This window comes from Enterococcus plantarum (assembly GCF_001730295.1).
GTDB lineage: Bacteria > Bacillota > Bacilli > Lactobacillales > Enterococcaceae > Enterococcus_L > Enterococcus_L plantarum.
Window position 1 is genome coordinate 147,634 of the sequence record NZ_MIKA01000048.1, and the last position, 15,252, is coordinate 162,885.

The window sequence follows — 15,252 nt, forward strand, 5'->3', positions numbered from 1 at the left end:
ACCCAGTAGAGCTAAAACATACTGAAATATGTGATCGATAAACACAAGGAGATTAAACAATGTCAGAATATGCAATCGATATACAGAATATAACTAAAACATATAATATGTACAAAAAACCATCTGATCGTTTTAAAGAAGCTCTGAATCCAATGAAAAAAACATATCACGAACTCTTTTATGCGTTAAAAGATGTGACGATGCAAATAGAAAAAGGCGAAATGATCGGATTTGTTGGAGAAAATGGTTCTGGTAAATCAACGATTCTTAAAATAATTACAGGTGTCCTAACACCGACTTCTGGTTCTATGAAAATCAACGGGAAAATTTCAGCATTATTGGAATTAGGCTCAGGATTCAATCCAGAGTATTCTGGTTATGAAAATATTTTTCTAAATGGAATGGTTCTTGGTTTTTCTAGAGAAGAAATGGAAGAACGAGTAGAGGATGTTATCAAGTTTGCTGATATCGGTGATCATTTGTATCAACCGGTCAAAACATATTCAAGCGGGATGTTTGTCCGTTTAGCTTTTGCTGTAGCTATCAATGTTGATCCTGATATCTTGATCGTAGACGAAGCATTAGCGGTGGGCGATTTAGAATTCCAACTGAAATGTATGGAGAAGTTTACTGAAATCAAAAATTCCGGTAAGACAATTCTTTTTGTTTCTCACGATGTTAATTCTGTTCGTCGTTTTTGTGATCGCACATTTTGGTTGAAAAATGGAGAAGTTGTTGAATACGGAGATACGATGGATGTAACGACAAACTACGAAAACTTCTTGAAGAAAAAATCAATCAAAACGGTTGACCGCGAAAAAACAATCCAAAATGAAGAAACAGTTCCAGATATTATCGAGATCGATAAAGCAACCTTATTGAATTACGCTTTGGAGCCATTAGAGATTGTTAATCAAGATGAGAAGGTCATTGTAAAATTAGAGTATACTGTCAAAAATGATGCCATCAAATCACCTGTTTGTGGTGTTGCGATTCGAACAGTCGACAATAATTATGTTTGTGGACTGAATACATTGTTGGATGGCGTCAAAATCCCGTGGAAAAAAGGCAAAAATGTCTTTTATCTTGAATACGGGAAAATGTCTCTTTTGACAGGTGAATATTACTTTGATATTGCCTTCTTTGAAGAACACGCCACAGTACCTTTGGTTTACAAAACGAAATACATTAACATGTTTATTAGTGGTCGCTATGCAGGCGAAGGCATTGTCATTTTAGATCATGAATGGAAGGATACTATTAAAGATGAAATATGATTTTGAAATGGAAGTTGACGAGAGTACCAGTGTTGGTAAAATCGTTGCCCAAATTAAAGAGAATAGTCGAGTATTAGAATTCGGTCCAGGAAATGGTCGAATGACGAAGTATTTGATCGAAGAGAAAAATTGTTATGTCTCAATCGTTGAACTTGATAAAGAGCTATATAATCACGTCAAAGAGTTTTCTAATGATGGTTTTTATGGCAATATCGATGAAGAAGCTTGGACGAAACATTTTGAAGGGCAAACCTTTGATTATATTATTTTTGCGGATGTGTTAGAGCATTTAATGGATCCTAAAAATGCACTTATGAAAGTGAAACCTTTTTTAAGTGCAGAAGGACAAATCTTGATCACATTCCCAAATATTGCACATAATTCTGTTTTGATCGATCTATTTAATAATAAATTAGATTGGCGTGAAACAGGCTTACTTGATGCAACACATAAGTCTTTCTTCGTTCAAAGCGGCTTTGAAAAACTTTTCGAAGAAATTGGTTTGTTTATTGCCAAAGAGGATTTTACACTCAATGAAGTGGGCTATAATGAACTTGAATCTACCTATGAAGACTTGCCAGTGGAAGTTCGTGCTGCTTTTAAAGCGCGTCCATTTGGGGAAGTCTATCAGTATTTTTACGCACTTTCTGCCCAACCTGTGGCACATCCGATTCGTACAGTGCCTGAAAATTCAAGCTATAGGAAGAATATTCATTTCCTATATGACTGCGGTGAAGAAGAGCAAAAAGAATTTGATGTTCAACTTAATAACGTGTCAGGTGAAAATAAAACATTCACGATCGATATTCCAAAAAATATCAAGTTATTGAAAATTTTCCCAAGCCTGACGGGAGCAGTAATAGATATCGAATTGACGGTTTCCGGAACAGCTATACAGCCTAGTGCGACAAATGCTGTTTACAACAAAGAAGCACGCTATTTTTTCTCTGACATTCAAGTACCTGTCATGGAAGTAGATGGAAAAACAATTGCTGGAAAAACAATGACAATCACAATAGACTACAAATACGAAGGTAATTTTTCTGATACAGTTCATGGACTGATTGATTATGCAATTGAGCAAAAAGCAGGAAATAATCAGGCAAAAAATACAGGATCAATGGTGAGTGGAAAAACAATGACAAAGTATAAAAAAGTATCCATCAGTAAATTTGATTCACTCGTGTCACTGAATATCGATGATATCGTGCGTCATGTTGAAGAGAAGAAGACTGTGATTCGCGGTTGGGCATATTCTAAAGAAGATAAGTTACCTATTGATTTTAATGTATCGGCTGAAGTAGCTATTGAATATTCTGTAACAAAAGAATACCGAAGAGATGTTATCGACATGTTTGAACTAAAAGGCGATCAAGAGTATGGCTTCGTGATTGAGGTGATCGATCCGGACGATCAACCAACTTACCTCTTAAATATTGCAGCTAATAACGGTCGGAAATTACAATATCGCTTAGAAAAACCTAATATGGTTCAACCTGGGAATAAGATTCAACGCGCGCTGCGCTCTGTGCAGACACGTGGACTTATCGGCTCGATGAAATGGTATTTTAAACGTCAAGAACAACAAGAAACACCAGTCGATCCTTCAGCTATTTTAGAAGAAATCAAAACATTTCAATTTCAGCCTAAAATTTCTGTAGCGGTTCCTGTTTATAATGTCGAAGAAAAATGGCTAGATGCCTGTGTGTCTTCCCTTCAAAATCAATACTATGAAAACTGGGAGCTATGTTTAGCCGATGATGCATCACCAAGTGACTACATCAAGCCTTTACTTAAAAAATATGCGGATGCAGATGATCGCATCAAAGTCATTTATCGTGAAGAAAATGGTCATATCTCAGAAGCAACAAACTCAGCATTAACGATTGCAACGGGTGATTATATCGGATTTATGGATAATGATGATGAATTAGCTCCACAAGCGTTGTACGAAGTTGTTAAAGCTTTAAATGAAGATCAAACAATCGATTTTATCTACACAGATGAAGATAAAATCACGGAGAGTGGCAAGCGTTTCAATGCATTCTATAAATCTAAATGGAATTCTGAGCTGATTTTAAACCATAATTACATTACACATTTCGTTGTGATAAAACGTTCTTTATTGGATAAAACAGGTGGGTTAAAAACAGAATTTAACGGTGCTCAAGATTACGATTTTGTCTTACGTGCTACGGAGAATGCAGAAAATATCGCTCATATCCCAGGTATGATGTACCATTGGCGTGCGATTGAGTCATCAACCGCTTTGAATCCTGAAAGTAAAGGGTACGCCTATGTTGCTGGGCAACGTGCAGTACAAGCAGCAATGGATCGTCGCAATATCAAAGCAACTGTGGAAATTGCTGAATTCTATGGCTCGTATAAAATTAATTATATTTATGATACGATACCTAAAGTATCAATCGTGATTACCAATGATACGACAGATATCAATGATTATCTAAAAAAATTACTTGAAAAAACAATCTACGAAAACTACGAGATCGTCTTGCCGAAATCGATGAAAGAAAAAATTAAGTCATCGAGTAACAAGATCGTTTTTAGTGAAGGGCAAACAAGAGACGAATTGGTTGAATCGACGAATGGTGAATACACAGTTCTTTTGGACGCTGGTCTCGTTCCAACAAAAAGCAACTGGCTTGTTGAGATGATGAATATGGTGCAACAACCGACAGCGGGTATCGTAACAGGGAGAGTAGTAGATTATCGTTATCGTATCGAAAATATTGGTATGTCTATTGATATGGAGAAAAAACGGTTGATTTACCCAGAACAAGGAACACCTGGTAAGAGCTTAGGTTATTATTATCGAATCGCTTTACCAAGAAACGTTCAAGCGGCATCAGAAACCTGTATGATCTTTAGAAAAGCCGATTATCTTGCGGTTTCTGGTATCACTGAAGAGTTGGGTAAAGATGTCATGGGCGTAGATTTATCCTTGAAATTTGCGAAACAGCTAGACAAAAAAATTATCTATTGTTCTTATGCAATCTTCAAAGCAGAAGAAAAAAGTCAAAATTTTGATAAAAAAGGTAATTTCAAAGCGTTAACAGATAAATGGTCTGAACAAGAGTTAGTTGATTGTTATAGAAATCCAAAACGACAGTAAGATCAGATCTTTAAATATAAGGAGAGCCATTGTTCCTGCCACTTTAGTTGCGTAGAGACAACGGATACTACACTTACGTTTCGATCGCAGCAATTGCTAAATGCTAAAGCATTGAAGGTCGGACCTCTAAATACAAGGAGAGCTAAACATGAACGATGAGATAAAAATCATTATTGATAGTATCTATCGAGAGAAACAAACAAATAATTTGACGGTAACTGGCTGGGCTTTGAATACAACTTCAAAGTCCTCTCCAGTTATTTCAATCAACAATCAAGAGCAAGTAACGTCTTATGATATCAAGCGTGTTTTAAGGGAAGATGTCAATCAGATTTATGAGGCAAATCCAGATGTTTTAGCAGGATTTGAACTAAAATTAGATGGTATCCAAAAGAAAAACAAACTGGAAGTTCATTTTGTTTCAGAGGATTCAAAGTCAAGTAGAACAGAATGGATAGACTTAGCTAAAAAATATCCTTTAATTCCTGGTACTGAAGATAAGATGGCAAGATTGATGACAAAAGTACATAAAGGCATTAGTTATCTAAAAAGAAATGGTATCAAAAGTACGATACAACGAGTAAAAATCGAAAAAATCAGAAACCAATCTTCTTATCCAAGTTGGTTAGAACGAAATGAACAGTTCGATTTTGAGCAAATCAAAGCTGAAATCAGTACCTTTGGCTATCAACCTAAAATTTCGATCGCAATGCCAGTTTATAATGTCGAAGAAAAATGGCTGCGACGCTGTATTGATTCTATTTTGATCCAAGATTATTCAAATTGGGAACTTTGTATGGCGGACGACGCTTCGACAGACCCTAAAGTAAAAGAACTTTTAACAGATTACAGGAATGCAGACGAACGAATCAAGGTTGTTTTCAGACCTAAAAACGGTCATATCAGTGAAGCAACGAACTCTGCATTAGCAATAGCCACTGGAGAATTTGTGGCATTATTAGACAATGATGATGAGCTGCCAAGAATTGCTTTTTATGAAATTATCAAAGCTTTGAACGAAAATCCTGAATTGGATTTAATTTACAGCGATGAAGATAAAATCGATATGGAAGGCAATCGTTCAGATCCCTCTTTTAAACCAGATTGGTCGCCTGACTTATTGTTGGGAACAAACTACATTTCTCATCTTGGGGTGTACCGTAGAACGATACTTGAAGAAATCGGTGGGTTTAGAAAAGGGTATGAAGGTTCTCAAGATTATGATTTAGTTCTTCGATTCACTGAGAAGACGACAGAAGCTCGAATCAAACATATTCCTAAAGTTCTGTATCACTGGCGTATGTTGCCGACGTCAACTGCTGTTGACCAATCATCAAAAGGGTACGCATTTGAAGCAGGGCTTAGAGCAGTTCAAGACGCTTTAGTTCGTCGTGGAATCAAAGGGCATGCTACTCATGGTCGGGCAAATGGGTTGTACGATGTCTATTACGATATTGAATCAGAAGACTTGGTTTCAATCATTATTCCAACTAAGAATGGGTATAAAGATGTCAAACGTTGTGTGTCTTCTATTATCGAAAAAACGACCTATAAAAATTATGAAATCATTATTGCAGACAATGGTAGTACAGATGAAAAAATGAACGAATTGTATGACTCTTTCGCACAACAACTTGATGCTCGTTTTCGTGTAGTCGTGATTGATATTCCATTTAACTTTTCTAAAATAAATAATATCGCAGCGAAAGAAGCGAGAGGGAAGTATTTCTTATTCTTAAATAATGATACTGAAGTGATCAACGCTGATTGGTTAAAACGAATGGTTTCTTTTGCGCAACAAGAACGAATTGGTTGTGTTGGGGCAAAATTATTATATCCAAATAACACGATTCAACATGCTGGGGTGATTTTAGGATTAGGTGGAATTGCAGGGCATGGACATTATGGCTATCCGCATGGGGATTTAGGTTATTTTGGAAAGCTAGCCTTAAATGTTGATTATCTAGCTGTAACAGCCGCTTGTCTCTTAATAAAAAAACAAGATTTTGAAGCAGTTTCTGGTTTTGATGAAGAATTTACAGTGGCATTTAATGATGTCGATCTTTGCTTAAAAGTAAAAGAACTAGGTCGAGACAATGTTTGGTTACATGAAGCGGAACTCTATCATTTTGAATCTCAAACCAGAGGATATGATGATAAAGGGAAAAAGAAAAAACGCTTTGAAAAAGAAAAAGCGATGATGGAACGTAAATGGTCGACTTTGATCGAAAATGATCCGTTTTATAATCCTAATCTTACAAGAGAAATACCTAATTTTTCATATAGAGACTAGACACAGGATCAATAATTTTTGTGACGATGAAATGGAGTTAGAGATGGAATTCAATCAAGTAGAAGAGAAAAAAAGAAACAATCTAAAGCATCAGTTTATTACAATAATAGATAAACTGATCAACGCTCGTTTTTGGCTTGCTTTACTCGTGTTTATTTTGATTTTGATCTTCAAATTACATGGTAGCTCAATCAATATGTGGGATGAATATGTTTCAGATTATACTGAAGGGGCAGATAAACAAGGAGTAATCTTTGGCAAGCCAAGACCAATAAGGTCAGATGAATGGATGGTTCAAACACCTTATAGTCTATCGCAAACGCAAACTGGGTTAAAAAATCATAATGAAATGATAACAATAGATGGCCAAAATATGGTCATTGGGTACAACTCTCCAGCTTTAAATCTAGCAACCCTTGCTAAACCTTTTACTTGGGGCTATGTTCTTCTTGGAAAAGAAAGAGGATTATCATGGTATTGGGGCCTCAAATTGATAGGATTGATGTTATTGTCCTTTGAAATAGGCCTTATTTTAACAAAGAGAAATAAGTACTTAGCGCTTTTAACAAGTGTTTGGATTCCTTTCTCAGCCGCGATTCAATGGTGGTTTGTTTCTCCAGTTGGAGATTTGGTCTTTTTTACTTTTGGTTTTCTGGTTGGGATTTATAATTATTTTTATTATCATGAAAATAAACGTTGGCGGATATTCTTTTCATTGCTTGCAAGTATTTGTGCATCAGGTTTTATTCTGGTATTATATCCAGCCCTTCAAGTGCCGTTTGGGTATCTGATCTTGCTTTTCTTGATTGCATTTTTTATGGACTTTCGTCATAAAGTGAAATTTGATAAATTTGATGCTGTTTCGATTGGTTTAGCTATTTTTATAACAGGCTTGATCGTTATAGTTTCTCTGATTACATCTTGGGACTCACTTATGGGTGTTTTGCATACAATTTATCCTGGAAATAGAGTATCTGTTGGTGGTGATTTTGCCAAAAAAGATATTTTTCTCTTCTTAACGAATTGGAAGATGCAGTTTCAAGATGTTGTGTACAATAATAATTCAGAATTAAGTAGTTTTTATCACTTCTTTTTCGTTATATTATTGATGTCACCTGTACTATTTTACAAGAAAATCAAGGAAAATAGTTATGGATTCCTCTTATTTATATTCTGTGTATTTAATTTAATATGGATGAGCGTTCGCTTCCCAACTTTTTTTGCGAAGATTACGCTTTGGTCATATGTGCCAGAAGAACGAGCTTATCTAGCCTTCAGCTTTTCCGCGATTTTACTAAGCATTTGGTTCATTCACTATATCTGGGAACAGAAAAAATTAGCATTGCTGCCTCAAATTTTGATCGTTGGTTTTAATCTTGGCTTGTACTTTTTTGCCTTATATACAGGAAATTTAAGATTGTATTTGAGTAAGCTTGAAATTATCATGATATTAGTATTAGCTGGAGTACTTATTTTTCTTCTGCTCAATAAACGAAAATATCTATTCTCACTAGTATTAGTAGGTGTTGTTCTTTTCACCGGCAGTGGTGTAAATCCTGTGGCTAGGGGCGTAAATGCTGTTTATGAGAAGGAACTTGCGCAATCAGTGATGGAAATAGAGAAGAAAGATCCAAACCAGGTGTGGGCAGGTGAACGTATGATGCATGCCTACTTACCGATGTTAGGTGTTCATACTTTTAATGGAACGGCTTTTACCCCTAATCTGGATTCTTGGAAACCACTTGATCCAACTGGGAAACATGAAGATATTTATAATCGCTACTCTCATATTTATGTTGAAATTGGCAATAACGAGCAACAATTTGAATTGCTGAATGCGGATGCCTTTGTGGTTAGGTTAGGATTGGAAGACTTGAAAAAATACAATATCAAGTATTTAGTAACGTATGAGAATATCGATAAATTTGCCACAGAAACAATTCAGTTGAAACAGTTATACGGACCAGACACAAATGGTGCTTATATTTATCAAGTTATTTACTAATTGAGTGGTCTGTTGAAAGGATGTTAATATGGACAAAATCCTAAATAGGGTAAGTAACCTAGTTTTACTGGTTACTATTGCTGCTTCATATTTAATGTGGGTGGTGGGAATTGGAACAAAAACAACTTCATTTATTTATGAAAACAGTGTGTATCTTTTAGCAGCGGCAATTGTATTCGTTTTGTTGTTAAAAGTTAAAGAACTTACGAAAAATGACTGGATACTTATTTTTTTAGCAGGTGGTATTTTTATATTTTATACAGTGACCTCCTCAATAAGACATAGTAATCGATTTATTAATGTATCAATTCCTTTGATTATTCTTTTTCTACTTTGCTTTAAAAAGGCAAGATTTACCAAGCAAGATTTCGGCTTGCTTGGTGGGATCACAGGTATATCTTTAGGGGTAACACTATATAGGATCTATACAGAATTGCCTAAACTAGTACCAGCAGACGCTATTTGGAAAAATAGCAATAAGTTAGAAGCTATTTGGATCAACACTAACACAATTGGAATGACACTGCTTTTATCTGTGATAATGCTGACGAGTTTAATAAAATCATTCAATGTAGGCTATTTCAAATTGCTTGTTATTCCAATCTATGCTAGTGGATTGATGGCTATTTGGGTCTGTCAGTCAAAAGCTTCATTGGGGGCGTTGGTATTATTTATACTCATCGATAATGTAATCCCTAAAAAATTACTTCAAAACAATTATGTATTACTCTCTTGTTTTAGCCTGATTTTCAGTTTAGGACCAATCGTTTTTTACGCTTTTTCAAAATCTGATACACTTAATTTATTTACGGGAAGAGAAAGAATTTGGGCAGAGTTTTTTGAAAAGTGGTTCTCTAGTAGTCAAAATATGCTGATTGGTATGGAACCTTTTACCGCTTCTTGGAAGTCATTAGGTACGCATAATAGCTATATTTATGTTTTAGGGAACTATGGAATTATTGGCTATATCTTGATTTTTGGCGTACTGTTGTACTTGTTAAGTTCAAATATACGCAAAAAAAGAAATCTTTCATTATTTCAAGTCAGCCTATTTCTAGGATTCTTGGCGATATGTGTCCAGTCTACGATGGAAGAAACATTATTAGCCAACTACTGGATACCTATTGTTTATGCTTTTGTAGGAATTGCACTACAGAAATCGGAAGAGAGCCCTTTAGAATAGGAAAGTTTTATTTAAGGGAGCATCGTTAAGCCAGTTGGTTTGATCATTAGATTGTTGTTTTTTTTTAAGACGCAATATGGTAACATAAAACTTGAAGTTTTGTATGAAAGACAGTATTTTAGTCATAATATATCAACACTTTAAGTCATTAGGAAGGAAGGTAAAAATGTCAACTAAAAATGAATGGAATAATGCAAAGCGAATTGCGATTATTATTGTAGATGTTTTAGTCTTCAATTTTTCTGTATTGGTTGGATTTTGGATTAAATTTGGATTTAACATTCCTTCATATAATTTTGTCTCATATGAAAAGTCTGCTATTTACATTTCGCTATTTTTTATCTTTTTAAATTTGTTATTGGGTGCATATGTTTTTTATAATCGAACGATCAATGACATTATTTTTGTGACTGTCATCGGGCAATTTCTAACGATTCTGTTCATAATGACGATAACCTTTGCTGGTCGCTGGTTTACGTTTCCAAGGTCGGTACTGATTTATACATTTATTGTCAGTATTGTATTGCTGAGCCTTTGGCGAATTCTAGTATACTTTTTATATTTGAAAGTTAGTTCAATAAAAAAAGTTGTCATTCTAGGGACGGAAGAAAGTGTTGTATCAGCAGCTCAAAATTTCGTTAGTCATAAGAATAAAAAACATCAAGTGACAACGGTTATTGTAGATCATTATTATGATAATTTGACGAAGTTGCTGGATCAAATCGACATTGTCTATATTTCTAGTCACATTGATGAAAATGAAAAATTTAAAATTTATAAACTCGTTACAAAGGCTGAAAAGAAATTGTTTTTAAATACAAGTTTTGAGAATTTGATCATGTTGAAACCTAATATGATGAACTTTGAAGATGAAAGTATCATTGAAGTTTCTGACTTTAGAATAAAAGGGGAAGACAACTTTATTAAACGATTATTTGATATTGTTCTATCGTTTGTTCTACTAGTAATTGCCTCGCCCTTGATGCTAATAGCAGCTATTCTTGTTAAAGTAACTTCTCCAGGTCCAATCATTTACAAGCAAACGAGAATTACATTAAATCAAAAAGAATTTCCTATCTTAAAATTTAGAACCATGTCTGCAACTGCAGAAGCTAAATCAGGTCCGGTATTATCTACAAGTAATGATAGTCGGGTTACAGTTGTGGGTAAATACTTAAGAGCACTAAGAATCGACGAACTACCTCAATTGATCAATGTTATACGTGGAGATATGGCAATTGTTGGTCCAAGACCAGAAAGACCATTTTTCGTTGACCAATTTAATAGTGAAAATCCTCAGTACTATCTAAGACATAATGTACGAGCTGGAATTACTGGATATGCTCAAGTGTATGGAAAATACGCATCAGATTACAATAGTAAGTTGAATTTCGATTTATTATATATTAAGAACTATTCCTTGATGTTGGATTTAAAAATACTATTGCAAACAATCAAAATTTTATTTGATAAGGTATCCTCGCAAGGTGTAGAAGAGGTTGAACGTAGTCAGAAAGATCTTTCTTTTTTAAGCGAAAACAAAATCGATTTATTTAAATGAAACGAGTGAAAAAAATGCAAAAGATAGCTGTTAGTGTATTAATGTCGATCTATGTTAAAGAGAAACCAGAATACTTTATTCAAGCTATGGAAAGTACGATCAACCAAACGGCTCAACCAGAAGAAATTCTGCTAGTCGAAGATGGCCCACTGACGAATGAGTTATATGAAATCATTCAGCAGTACAAAGAAAAGCTTGGGGAACAACTCACAGTGATTTCATTGGAAGAGAACCAAGGGCTTGGTAGGGCTTTAGCTATTGGAGTAGAGAAGTGTAGAAATTCTTTGATAGCTCGAATGGACACAGATGATATTATGGTAGAAAATCGTTTAGAAGTACAATATCAAGAGTTTTTGAAGAATGACAAGTTAACGATCTTGGGTTCAAATATTATTGAATTTGAAGGAACTCCTGATAATGAGCTTGCAAGAAAACATATGCCTGAAAGTAATGAAGCAATTAGAACCTATTCAAAACGAAGAAATCCATTTAATCATATGACAATAATGTTCAAAAAAGAGGCAGTCATAGCAGTTGGAAATTATCAGCCTTTGCCAGGATTTGAAGATTATTATTTATGGGTGCGTCTTTTGAAAGAGAATTCAGTAAGTTTAAACTTACAACAGACTCTTGTCTATGCAAGAACAGGGGCTGAAATGTATTCTAGAAGAGGTGGAGTTTCCTACTTGATTCCAGGGCTAAAAGCTAGATGGATTATTTACAAAAAGGGTCTGGGGAAAATCAATGATTTACTATTTGTTTCTTTAGTCCATATAATCATTAGTTTAATGCCGAATAAACTAAGAGGCTCGTTTTATCAAAAACAACTTAGAAATTAAAGATAGAAGTTGCTAAAATAAGAAGATTACTTTCGCTGTTGTGTTATCAGCCATTTTAGAAGGGATTTCCTTGTAAAATATACACTTGTTTATAAGGAATCCTGATTCTAATTTAATAAATATTTAACGTTTTATTGAATTATTGTGACCATAAAGTTATGAGTAGCTAGAAGCTGTTTTAACTTGTACATAAAATAGTTTAAAGACCAATCTACATACATATGAACATTGAGTTATAACCGTACCATATCATTTATACGAAAATTTTTAACAAACTAAAATATGTTTAATGAACCCAATAATCGAGTTGAAAAATTTGATACGACTAATTTTAAGAATAAAATCATGAACTGTTGGATTTTGAATAAGTTGATGGGCATGTTAAATAATTATGAGAGGAATATTTGATGAAAAAAATTTTTATTTTAGTAGGAGTACTTGTTGCTATTACTGGTTTCAATTCTCAAGCTTGGGCAAACGAAAATGCCGAAGTAGTAAGCTCTACTGAACAGACAACGGAAACAACAAGCAGTATTAGTGAGACAGAAGAGTCGAGTAATTCAACACAAATGGAGAGTGACAATCAATCGAAAGAAGAGGAGCTGAACTCTTCACAAGATATAGAAATCACTGAGAACAATAATTCACCAATGGGCAAACAAGCGCAAAAAAATCCAGATTTTTTGCCGACAGATCCTAACCGACGTTCAGACTTAGTTGCAACACCACAATTCCGTTCTTATGCACTTGCAGTTCCTTATTTTACGGCAACAGAACCGAATAGACCGTCAATCAACTTTGTCGATGTATCTTCACACAACGGTAATATATCAGTTAATGATTACAATATAATGAAAAGTTATGGAGTAACGGGAGTTGTTGTAAAATTAACGGAGTTTACGACCTATGTCAATCCATATGCAAAAACTCAGATTGAAAATGCTAAACAAGCTGGTTTATCTGTATCGGTATATCATTATAGTTGGTTTTCTGATGCAAAAATGGCTGAAGCAGAAGCTGACTTTTTTGCAAGCCAAGCTTCGGCGTTAGGGCTGTCTAAGAATACGGTGATGGTAAACGATGCAGAACAAACGCAGATGGCGGAAGGAAATGTAACGGCTAATTCAGTAGTTTTTCGAAATAGATTAAATGCTTGGGGCTATAATAAAGTTGCTCATTATTCTATGTTTGATTGGTTCAACAGAAAAATATTAGATACAGCTGTTCTAGGTTTACAGAATAGTTGGGTCGCTCAGTATCCATACAATCCTGTAAATACAAATTTACTTCATACAAATTATGCAGCATGGCAATGGTCCTCAGAGGTAACTTTCCCAAATGTTAATACTGGAATAGGCGGTAAATTTGATGTCAATATTTCGTATAATAATTTGTTTCTAAGTTCAGGAGATTCCTATGATCTTATAGATTATGAGAAAGATGTAAACGTTAAAGGGATTATAAAAAGTGGACAAAATCATGGGATTTATAGCAAAATTTACAATACTGAGGGAGATAACCCAAGACTAGGAAGTAGTCCAACGTACGCTGGAAAAGATGTAGAGATCATTAAAGAGGCGAAAACAGTAAAAGCGACGTGGTACCAGTTCAAAGTAAACGGTGTCGTCGTAGGTTGGATGGATGCGAAAGGATTTGACACTTATGACGCGATCGAATATGAGAAAACAGTCAGCTTCAAAGCAAAAGTAAGTTCAAAACAAAACCACGGCATCTACAATAAAATCTACTACACGGAAGGCAACAATCCAAGACTAGGAAGTAGCCCAACGTACGCTGGAAAAGATGTAGAGATCATTAAAGAAGCGAAAACAGTAAAAGCGACGTGGTACCAATTCAAAGTAAACGGTGTCGTCGTAGGTTGGATGGATGCGAAAGGATTTGACACTTATGACGCGATCGAATATGAGAAAACAGTCAGCTTCAAAGCAAAAGTAAGTTCAAAACAAAACCACGGCATCTATAATAAAATCTATTACACGGAAGGCAATAATCCAAGACTAGCAAGTAGCCCAACGTACGCTGGAAAAGATGTTGAAATCATTAAAGAAGCGAAAACAACAAAAGCCACATGGTACCAATTCAAATTAGGTGGAAAAGTAATCGGTTGGATGGATGCGAAAGGCTTCGATAAGTATGATGCGATTGAATATGAAAAGGCAGTGAACTTCAAAGCAAAAGTAAGTTCAAAACAAAACCACGGCATCTACAACAAAATTTACTATACGGAAGGCAACAATCCAAGACTAGCAAGTAGCCCAACGTACGCTGGAAAAGATGTTGAAATCATTAAAGAAGCGAAAACAGTAAAAGCCACATGGTACCAATTCAAATTAGGTGGAAAAGTAATTGGTTGGATGGATGCGAAAGGCTTCGATAAGTATGATGCGATTGAATATGAGCGAGCTGTCAACTTCAAAGCAAAAGTAAGTTCAAATCAAAACCACGGCATCTATAATAAAATCTATTACACGGAAGGCAACAACCCAAGACTAGCAAGTAGCCCAACGTACGCTGGAAAAGATGTTGAAATCATTAAAGAAGCGAAAACAGTAAAAGCCACATGGTACCAATTCAAATTAGGTGGAAAAGTAATTGGTTGGATGGATGCGAAAGGCTTCGATAAGTATGATGCGATTGAATATGAGCGAGCTGTCAACTTCAAAGCAAAAGTAAGTTCAAATCAAAACCACGGCATCTATAATAAAATCTATTACACGGAAGGCAACAACCCAAGACTAGCAAGTAGCCCAACGTACGCTGGAAAAGATGTTGAAATCATTAAAGAAGCGAAAACAGTAAAAGCCACATGGTACCAATTCAAATTAGGTGGAAAAGTAATCGGCTGGATGGATGCGAAAGGCTTCGATAAGTATGATGCAATTGAATATGAGCGAGCTGTCAACTTCAAAGCAAAAGTAAGTTCAAATCAAAACCACGGCA

Annotated in this window: 8 protein-coding genes; all 8 read left to right on the forward strand. The window is 35.1% G+C overall.

Going from position 1 to position 15,252, the window contains the following annotated elements; genetic code table 11:
- The first annotated feature begins 59 nt into the window (after positions 1-59).
- Positions 60-1,277 (forward strand): ABC transporter ATP-binding protein, encoded by a 1,218-nt coding sequence (locus BCR22_RS13575; protein WP_069655417.1) that lies wholly within the window; start codon positions 60-62, stop codon positions 1,275-1,277.
- Entirely contained in the window at positions 1,267-4,410 is a 3,144-nt protein-coding gene (locus BCR22_RS13580) for a glycosyltransferase (RefSeq protein ID WP_069655418.1), read from the forward strand. The genes BCR22_RS13575 and BCR22_RS13580 overlap by 11 nt, the downstream gene beginning before the upstream one ends.
- Before the next feature lie 148 nt (positions 4,411-4,558).
- A complete protein-coding gene (locus BCR22_RS13585; protein ID WP_069655419.1) occupies positions 4,559-6,703 on the forward strand; it encodes a glycosyltransferase family 2 protein in 2,145 nt (714 codons plus the stop codon).
- Between the two features lie 43 nt (positions 6,704-6,746).
- Positions 6,747-8,708, forward strand: a complete 1,962-nt coding sequence (locus BCR22_RS13590) for a YfhO family protein (RefSeq protein ID WP_240485890.1) — start codon at positions 6,747-6,749, stop codon at positions 8,706-8,708.
- A gap of 28 nt (positions 8,709-8,736) precedes the next feature.
- Positions 8,737-9,891, forward strand: coding sequence for an EpaQ family protein (locus BCR22_RS13595; protein ID WP_069655420.1), 1,155 nt, complete (start codon positions 8,737-8,739; stop codon positions 9,889-9,891).
- A gap of 166 nt (positions 9,892-10,057) precedes the next feature.
- A complete protein-coding gene (locus tag BCR22_RS13600) occupies positions 10,058-11,452 on the forward strand; it encodes a sugar transferase (protein ID WP_069655421.1) in 1,395 nt (464 codons plus the stop codon).
- A 14-nt stretch (positions 11,453-11,466) separates the two neighbouring features.
- Entirely contained in the window at positions 11,467-12,291 is an 825-nt protein-coding gene (locus tag BCR22_RS13605; RefSeq protein ID WP_069655422.1) for a glycosyltransferase, read from the forward strand.
- Between the two features lie 407 nt (positions 12,292-12,698).
- Positions 12,699-15,252, forward strand: a 2,554-nt coding sequence (locus BCR22_RS13610; protein ID WP_069655423.1) for a GW domain-containing glycosaminoglycan-binding protein, incomplete at its 3' end; no start/stop codon positions are given.